We start from the raw sequence: 14762 nt of genomic DNA on the forward strand, positions 1-14762 counted from the left end.
CACGGCAGGAAGGCGGTAGGCAAATGGCTGGCGGTTACGATCTGGCACCGGCGACCGAGGAGTTGGCCCGGCTGGTGCGGGGTGTGCGCGACGACCAGCTCGGCGGGCCCACCCCGTGCGAGCACATGAACGTGGGCGACCTGCTCGGCCATATCGACGGTCTGGCTCTCGCGTTCACCGGGGCGGCACGCGAGAAACCAGGCCACGTCGACGACCTACCACAGCCGCCGCGGCCGCCGTCTGCGGGGCTCGGCGAGGACTGGCGCACCCGCGTTGCGCAACGGTTGCGTGACCTCGCATCGGCATGGCGCGAGGAATCGGCGTGGTCGGGCGAGACCGAGGCGGGCGGTGTCACGATGCCCGGCGAGGTCGCCGGTGTGGTAGCGCTGGACGAGGTGATCGTGCACGGCTGGGATCTCGCGGTCGCCACCGGGCAGGACTTCCACTGCGAACCGGCCCTGCTCGCGGTGGCGCTTGAGTTCGTACGCTCGAGTGTGGCCGAACACCCCGACGGCAGTCCCGGGCTGTTCGGGCCACCCGCTGCGGTACCGGACAACGCGCCGACACTCGCGCGCCTCATCGCGCTGACCGGCCGCGACCCGTCCTGGCACAGCCGCGGATAACGGCACGTGCGGCTCGCGGTGGGTCAGCGTGCGGGCGGTTGAGCGGCGGTGGAGGCTCCCCGACCGTCGGGCCCCGGCCGTGCGCCTACCGTCAGCAGTGCGATGTCGATGTACCTGTGGGCCACGTCGGCTGGCGAGAGCGGCCCGTCGGGGCGGTACCACCTGGCGATCGACTGACACATCCCGAGCACGGCCCGCGCGGTCTCCTCGGGGACGGTGGCGGTGAACACGCCGTGTCGCACACCCGCCTGCACGATCCCGAGCAGCAGGTCCTCGATTTCCTTGCGCCGGGCCGCGTACCGCCTGCGGTTGCGCGTGGAGAGGTGCCTCAACTCCAGGTCGAGCGTTGACAGTTGCGGGCGCTGCGTGGTGTGCAGAACGATCGCCTCGACCACGTTGACGAACTGCTCCTGGGGCCGTTCGCCGCCCGCGGCGGCCGCCGCCCGCACCCGCCAGGCCACGTCGCCGGTGCCGAGTTCGAGCAGGGCGGTGAACACGCCCTCCTTGTTCTCGTGGTGGTAGTACAGCGCGGGCACGGTCAGCCCGACCCTGCGGGCGATGTCGCGCACCGTCGTGCCGTGGAAGCCGTGCTCGTAGAACGCGTCCAGCGCACCCGCCAGGATGGGGGTGAGGTCCAGCGGCTCGTAGTGCCGCCAGTCGACCTCACTCACCGTGTCGTCGCCTCGCGCCATCTCGCACCTACCGAACGTACTGCCGGGCGACCACGACCATACCCGGCGGGCGCGACCACCAAGTCATCGCGCCCGCCGGCCGAGCCGTCGCACCCGATCAGCGCGGCGCCATCCGGATGGCTCCGTCCAACCGGATCGTCTCGCCGTTGAGCATGGGGTTCTCGACGATGTGCAGGGCGAGCGCGGCGAACTCCGCGGGGTCACCGAGCCGGGACGGGTGGGGCACCTGCGCGCCGAGGGAGGCGATCGCCTCGTCCGGCAGGGTGGCGAACAACGGGGTGTGGAACAGTCCCGGTGCGATCGTGACCACCCTGATCCGCAGTGTGGCCAGGTCACGGGCGATCGGCAACGTCATGCCGACGATGCCGCCCTTGGATGCGGAGTAGGCGGCCTGCCCGATCTGCCCGTCGAACGCGGCGACCGAAGCGGTGTTGACGACGACACCGCGTTCCTCCCCCTCCGGCTCGGCCCTGGCCATGCGCTCGGCGGCCAGCCGGATGACGTTGAAGGTGCCGATCAGGTTGACGTGCACGACCTTGGTGAAGTCGGCCAGCGGGAAGGCACCCGACTTGCCGACGGTCTTGAAGGCGTTGCCGATGCCCGCGCAGTTCACCACCGCGCGCAGCGTGCCGAGCCGCTCCGCGGCGTCCAGCGCCGCCGCCACCTGTGCCTCGTCGGTGACGTCGGCAGGTGCGAACACGACACCGTCTCCGAGTTCGTCGGCGATGGTCGCGCCCTGCGACGACGGCAGGTCGACCACGACGATCTTCGCGCCTTTGCCGTGCAGTTCCCGCACGGTCGCGAGGCCGAGACCCGACGCGCCACCGGTGACCAGGGCGACCCCGTTGCTGATGTCCATCCCGCTCGTTCCTTCCTGGCTCAGCGCACCGCTGCCGCGAGCCGGTCGTTGATCAGCTCGCGTGCGCCGGTGACGATTCGGTCGATCAACTCCGCGACGGTCGGGATGTCGTGAATGATTCCCTGCACCTGACCCGCGGTCCAGATCCCGAGTTCGAGGTCGCCCACTTCGAGCACCTTGCGCCCGCGGGTGCCCGCGACGAGATCGCGCACATCCTCGAACGTGCCGCCCGCGGCCAACCGGGACACCACTTTGGTGCTGACCGTGTTGCGCGCGACGCGTGCGGTGTTGCGCAGCTGCCGAAAGATCAGTTCGGTGTCGCGCTCGGTGGCTTCGACGAGCCTGCGCTTGACGTTGTCGTGTACGGGAGCTTCCACGGTCGCGACGAACCGGGTTCCCATGTTGATCCCGTCCGCCCCCAGAGCCAGGGCCGCCACCAGTCCGCGTGCGTCACCGAAGCCCCCGGAGGCGATCAACGGGATGTTGATCCGTTCGGCCGCGGCGGGGACGAGCACGAGGCCGGGAACGTCGTCCTCGCCGGGGTGACCCGCGCACTCGAACCCGTCGATGGAGATGCCGTCCACGCCCAGTTCCTGCGCCTTCACGGCGTGCCGGACGCTGGTGCACTTGTGCAGCACCTTGACCCCGCCCTCGGCGAAGGCGGGCAGGTGCTCGGCGGGGTTGAAGCCGGCGGTCTCCACCACCGGCACGCCCGACTCGATGATCGCGTCGCGGTACTCGGCGTACGGCGGCGGGTTGATGGAGGGCAGGATCGTCAGGTTCACGCCGAACGGCTTGTCGGTCATGTCCCTGCATCGGGCGATCTCCGCGACCAGGTCCTCGGGCGAAGGCTGGGTGAGCGCGGTGATGAAGCCGAGGCCACCCGCGTTGGCGACAGCGGCCACCAACTCGGCCCTGCCAACCCACTGCATCCCGCCTTGGACGATCGGGTAATCGACCCCGAAGACCTCACAGAACCTGGTGCGCACCATACGCCTCGGGCACCTTCCTCTCGCAACGGCCAGCCCGAGACTAGCTATTTATCGAGCGCTAGGTATGTGGCCTGGGTCTCACCGTTGCGTGGTGGGCGGAGGCGGGTGGTGCAGCTGCGCGGTGCGGCGGGCGGAGCGACCTTACGGTCCCGCCGCTCATCGGTCACGGGTATCACCCGTCGTACCTCGCGTGCCCGTCCGGCGTCGGCGGGCGATGCGGCTTTCAGTGCCGGCTTCAGTGCCGGCTTCAGTGCCGGCTTCAGTGCCGGCTTCAGTGCCGGCTTCAGTGCCTGCTTTCAGTGCCTGCTTTCAGTGCCGGCTTCAGTGCCTGCTTTCAGTGCCGCGGCCCCTCGTCGTCGGAGGTTGGTGGCCGTGACGACCCGGTGAACCGGGTCGCGGAGTCGGCTCGGTCGGTGGTTCGCTCCTCGGCGCTCGGCGCGTCATCGAAGATGTCCGGCACCGGAATGCCGTACGGTGCCGTCTCCTCGTTGCGTGTGTCCTTCATGGATCGCTCCCTTCTTCGGTAACTGTTCGGATTCCCTGTCGGACACGCCCCAAACGAGCGGCGCCGGGTGCTGCTCGTCGCTTGTCAGAGTTCCGTAAGCAGCCACCCTCTTGTGACCCGGACGGGGGTTGGCTTGGCTGGTGACACAACCGAGCCAACGGAAGGTGTGCGATGAGTGTCCGGGTCGGACAACCGGTCGGCACGGGGCTGCCGTCACGAGTGCTCACTGCCGTGGTGCGGGTGGGTGTGGCGCTGCTGTGGGTGCAGAACGCGGCGTGGAAGGTGCCACCGGACTTCGGTGAGGACAGCAACGGCGGGCTCTACCACTTCACCCGGTTCGCCGTCGATCGACCGGTATGGGGACCCTACGCCTGGTTCGCCGAACACGTCGTGCTGCCCAACTTCGCCTTGTTCGGTTGGGTGACCCTTGTCGTGGAGGCGGGGCTGGGGGCGTTCCTCCTGGTGGGCCTCGCGACCCGGCTGTGGGCGGCGATCGGGGTCGGTCAGTCCGTTGTGATCACGCTGTCCGTGCTCAACGCACCGCACGAGTGGCACTGGTCCTACTACCTGATGATCCTGGCCCACCTCGCGCTGTTCGCCACCGCCGCTGGCCGCTGCTTCGGGGTGGACGCCGTGTTGCGCCCCGCGCTCGGCGAAAGCAGCGCGGCGCGAATGCTGAGGAGGCTGACATGACGCTGCGCCCAGCGGAGAAGGCGGCTGCGACGCTGGGAGTCGCGGCGCTGCTGAGCGCGTTGTTCGCGCTGTCCCCCGGCTCACACCTGCCCTACGACTTCGTACAGGTACGTGGTCGGGCACTGGTGCTGCTCGTCGTGGCCGGCGCGGTGGCGGTGGCGGGCGGACTGCTCGCCATCCGCGCCGTGGTGGTGGCGGCGGGCGCGGCGTTCCTCGCCGCGGCGATCGCACAACTGGTGCAACTGGGCGGTAACACGAACTGGCTCGAAGGCAACGGTTCCACCTGCTCCCTGCTGCTGGGACTGGGCGCCGGGTTGTTGGTGGTCGGCCTGGTTCCCAGCCGCGCGCCCGACGAATCCCGCTGAACGACGATCCGAAGCAACACACACGAGGAGCGCTGTGAACGCCGCGACCGAGAAGCTTTTCCCGCTGCTGGAACCGGTGCTGGCACTGGCACGCAGGCATGCCTCCGAGGTCGACGGCGAGGCGCGTTTCCCCACCGAGTCGGTGCTGGCACTGCGGGAATCGGGGCTGCTGGGGCTCACCGTGCCGGCCGAGTCCGGCGGGCTCGGCTGCGGGCCACTCGAGTTCGCCGAGGTGGTCAGCGCGCTTGCGGCCGAGTGCGGCTCCACCGCGATGATCTACCTGATGCACGTCAGCGCCACCATGCCGCTGGCGCGGGCCGCGCCTGCCGCCATGCCCGGACTGCTGTCCGATGTGGCCACCGGCAAGGTGCTGGCCTCGCTCGCCCTGTCGGAGCGTGGTTCGCGGTCACACTTCTGGGCACCGGTTTCTCGTGCGGTGGCCAAGGGTGGCATGTTACGGGTGCGCGCCGAGAAGAGCTGGGTGACCTCTGCCGGGCACGCCGACATCTACGTGGCCTCCACACTGACCGAGGGTGCCGACACCGTCGACCTGGTGACGATCCCGGCGACGACTCCTGGCGTCACCGTGTCGGGTGATTGGCATGGGCTCGGCCTGCGCGGCAACGCGTCGGCGCCCGTCACGCTGGACGTGGAACTGCCCAGTACCGCACGCCTCGGCGGGGCGGGTGGCGGGTTCGAGCTGCTGATGGAAACCGTGCTGCCGTGGTTCAACCTCGGCAACGCGGCCGTGTCGACAGGACTGGCACGTGCGGCCACCGACGCCGCGATAACGCACGCCACCGCGGCGACCTTCGAGCACCTCGAGCAAAGCCTTTCCGCACTGCCGACCATCCGTGCCCAGCTGGCGCGGATGTCGATCGAGGTCACCGGCATGCGAGCGATGCTGCGGCAGACCGCTGATGCGCTGGCACGGCAAGGCGAGGACACGATGCTGCACGTACTCGGCAGCAAAGCCGCCGCCAACGACGCCGCGCTGCGGGTGACCGACGCGGCGATGCGGGTGTGCGGCGGCGCCGCCTTCTCCCAGCACCTCGGCATCGACCGCTACTTCCGCGACGCCAGGGCTGGACACGTGATGGCTCCCACGGCCGACGCGCTCTACGACTTCTACGGCAAGGCCGTGACCGGCCAGCCACTCTTCTGACCCGGGAAAGGGGATCGACACCGTGAACGAGCCGCTTGTCGTCGGCGCTGTCGCCTACACATCGAACGTCGTCACGATCTGGGAGGGGTTGCGCGACTACTTCGCGGCGAGCCCCGCCCCCATGGATTTCGTGCTGTTCTCCAACTACGCGAGCCAGGTACGGGCGTTGCTGGACGGCACGATCGACGTCGCCTGGAACACCAATCTGGCCTGGGTGCGCACGGTCGGCCGCACCGAGGGCGCGTGCAGGGCGCTGGCGATGCGCGACACCGACGCGGTGTTCCAGAGTCTGTTCGTCGCCAGACCGGGCAGCGGGCTCGCCGGGTTGGCCGACCTCAACGGCAGGCGGCTGGCGCTCGGTTCTCGCGACTCGGCCCAGGCTGCGATCCTGCCGGTGCACTACCTGTCCGAGGCCGGTCTCGACGTGCGGGACGTCGAACTGCTGCGCAACGACAGTGACGTGGGCAAACACGGCGACACCGGCCGCAGCGAGCTGGACGCGTTGCGCGCCGTGCTCGACGACCGTGCCGACGCCGCGGTGGTCGGCGGCAACACCTGGGAGGCGATCGGGCGCGAGCGACTGATGCCCGGCGCGTTCGAGGTGTTCTGGGAATCTCCCACCTACTCGCACTGCAACTTCACGGCACTGCCCCACGTCGGTGAGGAGCGCACCCGACCGTGGGTGGAGTGGTTGTTCGCGATGGACTGGGACAACCCGGATCACCGGCCGATCCTGGAGCTGGAAGGGCTGCGCCGGTGGATACCGCCTCGGTTGGAGGGTTACGAGTCGCTGTTCGCGGCCGTGCGCGCGCAGGGAGTGCCACAGTGGTGGTGATCCTTGACCTGGTGCAGCGCATCGGCGCGGTGGCCGAAGGCGACACCGTCACGGTGCCACTCGACCCGGCGCAGGCCGGCACCGTCGCGGCGTGGTGCGCGCACACGGGCAACGAGTTGCTCGGCATCAGCGGTGGCGTCGCCACCGTGCGCCGCGGCCGGGCGCCGGACCCCATCGCCGAGCTGGCTCCGCAGCGACGGCCAGGGGTGCGGTTGTGGCTCTACACCAACTTCGACTGCAACCTGTCCTGCGACTACTGCTGCGTCCGGTCCTCGCCGCGAGCTCCGAGGCGGGAACTGGGAGCCGACCGGGTGCGCAGGCTGGCGAGTGAGGCGGCGAACGCGGGCGTGAGCGAACTGCTGCTCACCGGAGGTGAGCCGTTCCTGCTGCCCGATATCGACGAGCTGGTGGCGCACTGCACGGCGGTGCTGCCGACGACGTTGCTCACCAACGGGATGCTGTGGCGAGGCAGCAGGCTCGCCGCGCTGCGGCGGATGACGCGCGGCCGGTTGACGCTGCAGGTCAGCCTCGACTCGGCTGAACCAGAGCCGCACGACCACCATCGTGGTCGCGGTTCCTGGCAGCGAGCCGTTGCCGGAATCCGGCTCGCGCTCGCCGAGGGGTTTCGGGTTCGCGTCGCGGCGACGCTGCCGCCGCAGCGGCTGCGTTTCCAACAGCCGCTGCACGCGTTTCTCGACGACCTCGGGATTCCAAGGCACGACCAGGTGATCCGGCCACTCGCGCGGCGCGGGGTTGCCGACAGCGGCGTCGAGTTGACGATGGAGTCGCTGATTCCCGAGGTGACCGTCACCGCCGAAGGGGTGTACTGGCATCCGGTGGGCGCCGACCACGACGACCAACTCGTCACCACCGAGTTGTTCCCGATCGGAGCCGCCATCGAGCTGGTGCGTACCAGGTTCGCCCAGCACCGGTCGCGTGCCGACGCCGCTGCCAGGTGGTTCCCGCGCGCGTGACCTGCCCTCGCGGCAGCTACGCGTCCGGCCGACCGACCGCGTCGTCAGCTTTGTGGACGGTCGGTTGCTGAGGTGGTGCCGGTTCGGTTTCGGCGCGCGCGGCGGGTGGGGCCGCGGCCACCTCGGTGGGTGCGGTCTTGGCACGACGGTCACGGAAAACCCAGCCGCCGAGTACCCCGCCGAGGAAGCCGAACAGGTGCGCCTGCCAGCTGATGCCTGCCTCGCCGGGCACAAGGACAGAGAACTGGTAGGCGAAACACAGCGCCATCACCAGCCCGACGACGATGTCCACGCCACGCCTGTCGAACAGGCCGCGCACGAGGATATAGCCGAAGTAGCCGAGCACGACACCGCTCGCGCCGGCCCCCACGGTGCCGGGCGGATGGGTCAGCCAGGCACCGAGGCCGCTGACGAGGACGATCAGCGCGGTCACGCCGAGGAACTTGCGCACACCCCGCAGCGCGGCGAGAAAACCGAACACGAACAGCGGACCCGAGTTGCTCTCGATATGTCCCCAGCTGAAGTGCAGGAACGGTGAGCTGAGAACGGTGGGTAGCGAGTCGACGTCCCGCGCGAGGATGCCGTACTCGAGGCTGAGCCGGTAATCGTTGGCCCAGTTGACAACCTGCACGATCCACAGCACCGCGACGAAGGAGACCATGACCCACAGCGCGCGGCGCGCGTCGGCCACCAACGACTCCGCGTCCCTGGCACCCAGCACCTGACCACTCGTCGGGCCGTCGTTCATGGCTGGTGTTCCCCTTGTCGTTTCACTCGGTGCGGCGAAACCCTACCCGCGGCCGCGCCGGGTCTCGCCGCGCGTGACGCAACCGTGACGCGGTGGTGTGCCGCCGCACGCACCACTTCCCGCCCGCCGTGGCCGAGTTGGCGCACCGCGGTGTCGCCGATGGGCGCGGCTATGCTGCGAACGTGCCCGGCGTCGGTTCGCGCAGCCCGTCGTCCCCCGTGGTCCGCTTCCGGTGGTGGCGATGACGGACTTTTGGTGGGGACCGCTGGTCGTCTCGGCGGCGGCCCTCGTGGTGGTGTGGCTGGCGCTGGTGGTGGCGCTGGTGGTCGCGAACCCGCGCGGGCGGTCGCTGAGCGAGGCCATGCGGCTGCTGCCCGACCTGCTGCGGCTGGTGCGCAGGCTCGCGACAGACCGCGAGTTGCCGCTGGGAGTGCGGTTGCGACTGTGGCTGCTGCTGGCCTACCTCGCGCTGCCGATCGACCTGGTGCCCGATTTCATCCCGGTGCTCGGCCACGCCGACGACGCGATCGTTGTCACCGTGGTGCTGCGTTCCACCGCGCGAAGGGCGGGCTCACCGGCGCTTGCGCGGCACTGGCCGGGCACCGCGGCCGGGTTCTCCACGCTGTGCAGGCTCACCGGACTGAAGGAACCGTGACCCGCGCCACCGAATCGGGCGGTCAGTTACCACATCGTTACATCCAGCCCTGACCTGCGGTAAGGCTCACCTAACCACCGGCTTTGTCCGGTTGGTCCGGGCCCCGTCCGGGTCGATCACCCACGGGCACTGGACATTCAGGTGAGCCTTACCTAAAACTCCTCCAGGATCAATGACTCGGCAGGGAGGCTTCATGCTGTTCTCGAGCACCTTGATCGGGCTTCGCGAAGGGCTCGAAGCAGCGCTCGTGGTGAGCATCCTCGTGGCGTTCCTGGTGCGAACCGACCGCCGAGGCGCGCTGCGGTGGGTGTGGCTCGGCGTGTCGATCGCGGTCGTGCTCTCGATCGCGGTGGGAGCGGTGCTCACCTACACCACCGCCCAACTCTCCTTCGAGCAACAGGAACTGCTCGGCGGAGCACTGTCCATCGTGGCCGTCGCCTTCGTGACCGGAATGATCTTCTGGATGCGCAGGGCATCGAAGAGCATCGCCGCCGAACTGCGGGGCAAACTCGACGACGCGCTCAAGATCGGCCCAGCCGCCGTGCTGGTGCTGTCCTTCCTCGCCGTGGGTCGGGAAGGGCTGGAAACGGCCGTCTTCTTCTACGCGGCCGTGCAGACCGCCCAGGGCGGGACCAGCCAACCGCTGCTCGGCTTCGCGATCGGCATCGCGGTGGCCGTCGCCCTGGCCTACCTGTTGTACCGGGGCGCCGTGCGGTTCGATCTCGGCCGGTTCTTCACCGTCACCGGCGTGCTGCTGGTCTTCGTCGCCGCCGGGGTGCTCGGCTACGGCCTGCACGACCTGCAGGAGGCCCGATTCCTGCCGGGCCTTGACGTGCTGGCGTTCGACGCCTCCGGCGTGCTGCCGGAGGACAGCTGGTACGGCGCCCTGCTGAAGGGCGTCTTCAACTACTCGCAACAGACCACGGTGGTACAGGCGCTCGCCTGGATCGGCTATGTCGCCATCGTGCTGACGCTTTTCCTGCGGCCGGACCGCGAAACGCGGCGCGACACCGCGCCCACCGCCCCGGCCACAGGTTCGGCCAGCACAGTCAAGGAGTGAACGTGTCACACAAGTCCATCGCCGCGGCCACGGCGGCGGCCCTGCTGCTCCTGCTCGCCGCATGCGGCGAGCAGGAGGGTGCCGCCGATGCCGACGCGTCCGACGCCATCGCGGTCAAGGCAGGTGACTCGAGCTGCGAAGTGGCCACCACGACAGCGAAGGCCGGCAAGCTCACCTTCGAGGTCACCAACGAGGGAAGCAAGGTCACCGAGTTCTACCTCTACGGCGAGGGTGACCGGATCATGGGAGAGGTCGAGAACATCTCCCCCGGGCTGACCCGCAGGCTCATCGTCGACGTACGCCGAGCGGGCACTTACCAGACGGCCTGCAAGCCGGGCATGCGCGGCGAGGGAATCCGAGGCGACTTCGAGGTCACCGGCCAGGCGGGCGCACAGCAGGACCGCGGCGGGCACCTGGCCGCCGCGACGCGCAGCTACAAGGCCTACGTCGACGCGGAGGTCGAGAAGCTGGTGCCGAGAACCAAGGAGTTCGCCGAGGCCGTCAAGGCGGGCGACGTCGAGCGAGCCAAGAGTCTCTTCCCGGTGGCTCGCACCCACTGGGAGCGCATCGAGCCGGTCGCGGAGAGCTTCGCCGACCTCGACCCCAAGATCGACGGTCGCGAGGACGTGCTGGGAGAGGGCATGGCCTTCACCGGCTTCCACCGGCTGGAGAAGGATCTGTGGGTGAGCGGGCCGCGACCCGACTCCGCGCGCATCGCCGAGCAGTTGGTCGCCGACGTCGAGGAACTGGCGAGCAGGACGCGCGGCATCGAGTTGACGCCGGTGGCGCTAGCCAACGGTGCCAAGGAACTCCTCGACGAGGTCGCCACCGGCAAGATCACCGGCGAGGAGGACAGGTACTCCCACACCGATCTGTGGGACTTCCAGGCCAATGTGGATGGTTCGAAGGCAGCGATCGACGCGCTGCGCCCCGCGATCCTGCAACGCGACGCGCGACTGCCGGCCACGCTGGACACCAGGTTCGCCGAGCTGAACCGGCTGCTCGACAAGCATCGTGACGGCGACGGCTTCCGCCGCTACACCGACCTGTCGCGGCAGGAGGTGCGTGAGCTGGCCTCGGCGGTGGACGCGCTGGGCGAGCCGGTGAGCAAGGTGGCCGAGGTGGTGGCGAGCTGATGGCGGGCCTGTCGCGGCGGCGCCTGCTCGGACTCACCGGGGCAGGCGCCGCGCTCGCCGGAACCGGGGCGGCGGGCGGGTTGGCGGCGAAGCGCTGGCTGCTCACCGAGCCGGGCGATCAACCGCAGGAGCTCACCACCACCGTGCCGTTCGAAGGTGCCCATCAAGCGGGCATCGTCACCCCGGCGCAGGATCACCTGCACTTCGTCGCCTTCGATGTCACCACCTCCGACCGCGGCGACCTCGTGGAGCTGCTGCGGGAGTGGACTCGTGCGGCACGCCGAATGACCCGCGGACTGGAAACGGAGGGCGGCGGCGCGGTGGGCGGCTCGCCGTACGCACCGCCCGCCGACACCGGCGAGGCTCTCGGCCTTCCCGCGTCCGCGCTGACCCTCACCATCGGCTTCGGCCCCTCGCTGTTCGACGAGCGGTTCGGCCTGCGCGAGCGCAAACCCGCCGCGTTGGCCGACCTGCCGCCGTTCCCGCGTGATGACCTGGACCCTGCGCGCTGCGGTGGCGATCTGTGCGTGCAGGCCTGCGCCAACGACCCGCAGGTGGCGGTGCACGCGGTGCGCAACCTGGCACGGATCGGCTTCGGCAAGGTGGCGGTGCGCTGGTCGCAGCTGGGGTTCGGGCGCACCTCGTCCACCAGCCGCGCCCAGCAGACACCGCGCAACCTGTTCGGCTTCAAGGACGGCACCAACAACCTCAAGGCCGAGGACACCCAGGCCCTCGACGAGCACGTCTGGGTGCGCCCCGGCGACGGCCCCGACTGGCTGGTGGGCGGAACCTACCTCGTCGCCCGGCGCATCCGGATGCACATCGAGACCTGGGACCGCACGTCGCTGGGCGAGCAGGAACAACTCATCGGCCGCGCGAAGGGCAGCGGCGCCCCGCTCGGCCAGGCCGCCGAGTTCGACCAGGTCGACCTCCACGTCAAGGGCACGGACGGCGAACCGATGATCCCGCACAACGCACACATCCGGTTGGCCTCACCCGACTCGCTCGGCGGCGTGCGCATCCTGCGCCGCGGCTACAACTTCACCGACGGCTCCGACGGCCTCGGCCATCTCGACGCGGGTTTGTTCTTCATCTGCTTCAACCGGGACAGCCGCGAGCAGTTCGTGCCGATGCAACGTGCGCTGGCCACCGGGGACCCGATGATGGAGTACCTCGAGCACACCGGGTCGGCGATCTTCGCCTGCCCGCCCGGTGTGAGCCACGGCGGCTACTGGGGCGAGCAGCTGTTCGGCTGAACGAACTCCCTCGTGCTGGGTGGAGCGCGTGCCGCACCGGCCGTTGCGGGCGCGGGTGCGCGGGTGTCGATGCCGGAACGCAGCTCGCGTGAAGCCACGAGGAGATCCCCATGCCGGACAGGCAGCCAGGCGACCGGGTGAGTGAGGTTTTTTCTGAGCAGGTCGGCGCGCTCGCGCGCGACGAGCCGCGGGACGCGTTGCGGGAACCGCGCGCCAAGGCCGGGCAGGCGGGGATCGGCGGAGCGCTCATCGTGTTCGCCTGCGTGCTCGCCCTTTACGCGGGGGCCGCGTTCGTCGCCGGAATCGGCCTCGCGTTGAGCGGGGTGCTGCCGTCCTGGCTTGCGGCGGTGTTCACCGGGCTGGCGCTTTCGGGTCGTGGCCGCGCTTGCCGCCTGCGCGGTGCCGACCGGATTCGTCGGGCAGCTCCCCCGGTGCCGGAGCAGGCGCTGTCCGGCGTCCGCAGCGGCGGCGAAGCGGCGGGTAGGGCAGCCCGCGAGCAGTGACCGGCGGCCGAGCGCAGCGCCGGGTGGGCCCTGGGCAGGGCAGCTTGAGATTTTCGCCTCACCGTAGGCACAACTCGCTGCGGCGGCTGTGCCAGTCGTGTGCCAGTCAACTACCGTGTGTTCGCAGCACTTTCTCGACCAGCATGACTCTCGCTCCTGCTGGGCGCTGGTGCGGTATTCCCGCGCGTTACCGCGCGGCGATGTTGGCATCGCCACAGGTTTGGAACTGCGGAACGGCGGTCGGGCACCGGTTAGCGTGTTGACGCCCGGCCACCGACGACCGGTGCTGATGTCTGTTCTTCCGGGTCACCGCCGCGTCGGTGTGCCCTGCCCCGGCTGGAGGAAGCAGCTTTGCGGCGAGAACTGCCGCCCGTGTTCCGCGCACTAGGCAACCACAACTACAGACTGTGGGCGGGCGCTGACCTGGTCTCTGTCACCGGTACCTGGATGCAGGTGCTCGGGCTGAACTGGGTTGTGCTGGCCATGACGGGCTCCGCCACCTCGCTGGGCGTCTCGGTGCTGCTCAGCACCCTGCCCGCACTGCTGTTCGGGCCGTGGGCCGGTGCCCTGGCCGACCGGTTCCCGCCCCGGCGGATCGTGCTGATCGCGGAGAGCACGCACCTGGTGCTGGCGCTGCTGCTGGCGCTGGTGGTGTGGACTGGACTGCCGGTCGGCGCCATCTACGCCCTCACGGCACTGTCCGGGCTGGTCGGCACCTTCGGCGGGCCGGCGCTGGGTCGCTTCGCCAGCCAGGTGGTTCCCAGGAACGATCTCGGCAACGCGCTGGCGTGGAACTCGATCGTCAACTCGATCGGCAGGGTGCTCGGCATGAGCCTGGCCGGGGTGCTCGTCGCGGTCGGCAGCGAACCGCTGCTGTTCCTTGTCAACGCGGCGACCTTCGTCGCCGTCATAGCGACCGTCCTCGTGATGCGGCCCGGTGAGTTCTACCCGATCGCGGTGAGCGACCCCGAGCTCGCGGGTGTCAGGGCAGGACTGACCTACGTGCGCGGACAGCGGGCGCTGTTGCTGCTGTTCGCGCTGGGGTTCGTGCTGTCAAGCCTCGGCCGCAACTACCAGGTCACGATGGCCGCCATGGCGGAAGGACCGCTGGGAGCCGGTGCGGCTGGCTACGGTGTGCTGTCGTCGGTGTTCGCCGTCGGCACAGTGGTCGGCGGTGTGGTGACCGCCCGTTTCCGGGAGCTGACGATCCCGCTGCTGCTCGGTGCCGCCGCCTTCACCAGCGTGCTGCAGGCGATCAGTGGCTTCCTGCCCAACCTGGTCGGCTTCGCGGCGATGATCCTGCCGATCGCCGCGGGTGCCGTGCTCATCGACACCGCGAAGAGCACTCGCCTGCAACTGGATTCCGACGAGGGGATGCGCGGCCGGGTACTCGCCGTCCAGGGCACCGTCGCCGCGGCCGCCGGAGCCGTTGGCGCGCCGCTGCTCGGCTGGTTGGCGGAGCGGTTCGGACCGCCACAGGCGCTGCTGGTGGCAGGACTGACCACGCTTGTCGCTACCGCGGCGGCCGCGGCCGCTTTCAGATCGGCCAGGCAGCAGGCAGGCGAACCGGTGGGGGCGAATCCCGTCGCAGCCACGGCCGGGAGCTGAACCCCGGGCACGGACCGGTCGGCCCGGCCGTCGCACCCTGCGCGCCGCCCCACGACACTGGTTCGAGGTGCACCTGCTGCGGCAGCATGTGCA

The 14762-nt window shown here is 69.8% G+C and carries 17 protein-coding genes; 12 read left to right on the plus strand and 5 right to left on the minus strand.

The window, feature by feature from the left end:
• The first annotated feature begins 23 nt into the window (after positions 1-23).
• A complete protein-coding gene (locus FHU38_RS14050) occupies positions 24-623 on the plus strand; it encodes a TIGR03086 family metal-binding protein (RefSeq protein WP_167171312.1) in 600 nt (199 codons plus the stop codon).
• A gap of 23 nt (positions 624-646) precedes the next feature.
• Here FHU38_RS14050 and FHU38_RS14055 read toward each other — a convergent pair whose 3' ends face one another.
• From FHU38_RS14055 to FHU38_RS14070, 4 genes are all read right to left on the minus strand, one after another.
• Positions 647-1315 (minus strand): TetR/AcrR family transcriptional regulator, encoded by a 669-nt coding sequence (locus FHU38_RS14055; protein ID WP_167171315.1) that lies wholly within the window; start codon positions 1313-1315, stop codon positions 647-649.
• Between the two features lie 97 nt (positions 1316-1412).
• Entirely contained in the window at positions 1413-2174 is a 762-nt protein-coding gene (locus FHU38_RS14060) for a 3-hydroxyacyl-CoA dehydrogenase (RefSeq protein ID WP_167171318.1), read from the minus strand.
• A gap of 20 nt (positions 2175-2194) precedes the next feature.
• Positions 2195-3166 carry an NAD(P)H-dependent flavin oxidoreductase gene (locus FHU38_RS14065; protein WP_167171321.1) on the minus strand — a complete coding sequence of 324 codons (972 nt, stop codon included), beginning with the start codon at positions 3164-3166 and terminating at the stop codon, positions 2195-2197.
• Positions 3167-3500: 334 nt separating this feature from the next.
• A complete protein-coding gene (locus FHU38_RS14070; RefSeq protein ID WP_167171323.1) occupies positions 3501-3671 on the minus strand; it encodes a hypothetical protein in 171 nt (56 codons plus the stop codon).
• A gap of 171 nt (positions 3672-3842) precedes the next feature.
• Between FHU38_RS14070 and FHU38_RS14075 the strand changes: the two genes are divergently transcribed.
• The 5 genes from FHU38_RS14075 to FHU38_RS14095 are packed head-to-tail and all read left to right on the plus strand — an operon-like array spanning position 3843 to position 7703.
• Positions 3843-4364, plus strand: a complete 522-nt coding sequence (locus FHU38_RS14075) for a DoxX family protein (protein ID WP_167171326.1) — start codon at positions 3843-3845, stop codon at positions 4362-4364.
• Positions 4361-4729, plus strand: coding sequence for an Rv1678 family membrane protein (locus FHU38_RS14080; RefSeq protein WP_167171329.1), 369 nt, complete (start codon positions 4361-4363; stop codon positions 4727-4729). The genes FHU38_RS14075 and FHU38_RS14080 overlap by 4 nt, the downstream gene beginning before the upstream one ends.
• Before the next feature lie 34 nt (positions 4730-4763).
• Positions 4764-5894, plus strand: a complete 1131-nt coding sequence (gene fadE16, locus FHU38_RS14085; RefSeq protein ID WP_167171332.1) for an Rv1679 family acyl-CoA dehydrogenase — start codon at positions 4764-4766, stop codon at positions 5892-5894.
• A 22-nt stretch (positions 5895-5916) separates the two neighbouring features.
• Positions 5917-6729, plus strand: coding sequence for an Rv1680 family SBP-like protein (locus tag FHU38_RS14090; RefSeq protein WP_167171335.1), 813 nt, complete (start codon positions 5917-5919; stop codon positions 6727-6729).
• Positions 6720-7703 carry an Rv1681 family radical SAM protein gene (locus tag FHU38_RS14095; RefSeq protein ID WP_313886773.1) on the plus strand — a complete coding sequence of 328 codons (984 nt, stop codon included), beginning with the start codon at positions 6720-6722 and terminating at the stop codon, positions 7701-7703. Before FHU38_RS14090 ends, FHU38_RS14095 begins: the two co-directional genes overlap by 10 nt.
• Before the next feature lie 16 nt (positions 7704-7719).
• Here FHU38_RS14095 and FHU38_RS14100 read toward each other — a convergent pair whose 3' ends face one another.
• On the minus strand, positions 7720-8451 hold the full coding sequence (locus FHU38_RS14100) for a rhomboid family intramembrane serine protease (RefSeq protein WP_167171338.1): 732 nt from the start codon (positions 8449-8451) through the stop codon (positions 7720-7722).
• Between the two features lie 241 nt (positions 8452-8692).
• Between FHU38_RS14100 and FHU38_RS14105 the strand changes: the two genes are divergently transcribed.
• The 6 genes from FHU38_RS14105 to FHU38_RS14130 all read left to right on the plus strand — a co-directional run bounded on the left by FHU38_RS14105 (position 8693) and on the right by FHU38_RS14130 (position 14669).
• Positions 8693-9106, plus strand: a complete 414-nt coding sequence (locus tag FHU38_RS14105) for a YkvA family protein (RefSeq protein WP_167171341.1) — start codon at positions 8693-8695, stop codon at positions 9104-9106.
• Positions 9107-9299: 193 nt separating this feature from the next.
• Entirely contained in the window at positions 9300-10166 is an 867-nt protein-coding gene (gene efeU, locus FHU38_RS14110; RefSeq protein WP_167171344.1) for an iron uptake transporter permease EfeU, read from the plus strand.
• Positions 10163-11302: an iron uptake system protein EfeO gene (efeO, locus tag FHU38_RS14115; protein ID WP_390623285.1), complete on the plus strand. Its 1140-nt coding sequence runs from the start codon at positions 10163-10165 to the stop codon at positions 11300-11302. Before efeU ends, efeO begins: the two co-directional genes overlap by 4 nt.
• Positions 11302-12558 (plus strand): iron uptake transporter deferrochelatase/peroxidase subunit, encoded by a 1257-nt coding sequence (efeB, locus tag FHU38_RS14120; protein WP_167171349.1) that lies wholly within the window; start codon positions 11302-11304, stop codon positions 12556-12558. Before efeO ends, efeB begins: the two co-directional genes overlap by 1 nt.
• Positions 12559-12668: 110 nt before the next feature.
• Complete coding sequence (locus FHU38_RS14125; protein WP_167171352.1) at positions 12669-13061, plus strand: phage holin family protein; 393 nt, start codon at positions 12669-12671, stop codon at positions 13059-13061.
• A 351-nt stretch (positions 13062-13412) separates the two neighbouring features.
• Positions 13413-14669, plus strand: a complete 1257-nt coding sequence (locus FHU38_RS14130) for an MFS transporter (RefSeq protein ID WP_167171355.1) — start codon at positions 13413-13415, stop codon at positions 14667-14669.
• The last annotated feature ends 93 nt before the right edge of the window (positions 14670-14762 follow it).

The sequence above is a fragment of the Saccharomonospora amisosensis genome (assembly GCF_011761185.1).
GTDB lineage: Bacteria > Actinomycetota > Actinomycetes > Mycobacteriales > Pseudonocardiaceae > Saccharomonospora_A > Saccharomonospora_A amisosensis.

Coding starts and splice junctions, on each gene's coding strand:
- FHU38_RS14125 (WP_167171352.1), top strand. CDS start 12,669: ATGCCGGACAGGCAGCCAGGCGACCGGGTGAGTGAGGTTTTTTCTGAG.
- FHU38_RS14100 (WP_167171338.1), bottom strand. CDS start 8,451: ATGAACGACGGCCCGACGAGTGGTCAGGTGCTGGGTGCCAGGGACGCG.
- FHU38_RS14075 (WP_167171326.1), top strand. CDS start 3,843: ATGAGTGTCCGGGTCGGACAACCGGTCGGCACGGGGCTGCCGTCACGA.
- FHU38_RS14050 (WP_167171312.1), top strand. CDS start 24: ATGGCTGGCGGTTACGATCTGGCACCGGCGACCGAGGAGTTGGCCCGG.
- FHU38_RS14080 (WP_167171329.1), top strand. CDS start 4,361: ATGACGCTGCGCCCAGCGGAGAAGGCGGCTGCGACGCTGGGAGTCGCG.
- efeB (WP_167171349.1), top strand. CDS start 11,302: ATGGCGGGCCTGTCGCGGCGGCGCCTGCTCGGACTCACCGGGGCAGGC.
- FHU38_RS14055 (WP_167171315.1), bottom strand. CDS start 1,315: ATGGCGCGAGGCGACGACACGGTGAGTGAGGTCGACTGGCGGCACTAC.
- FHU38_RS14105 (WP_167171341.1), top strand. CDS start 8,693: ATGACGGACTTTTGGTGGGGACCGCTGGTCGTCTCGGCGGCGGCCCTC.
- FHU38_RS14070 (WP_167171323.1), bottom strand. CDS start 3,671: ATGAAGGACACACGCAACGAGGAGACGGCACCGTACGGCATTCCGGTG.
- FHU38_RS14060 (WP_167171318.1), bottom strand. CDS start 2,174: ATGGACATCAGCAACGGGGTCGCCCTGGTCACCGGTGGCGCGTCGGGT.
- efeU (WP_167171344.1), top strand. CDS start 9,300: ATGCTGTTCTCGAGCACCTTGATCGGGCTTCGCGAAGGGCTCGAAGCA.
- FHU38_RS14065 (WP_167171321.1), bottom strand. CDS start 3,166: ATGGTGCGCACCAGGTTCTGTGAGGTCTTCGGGGTCGATTACCCGATC.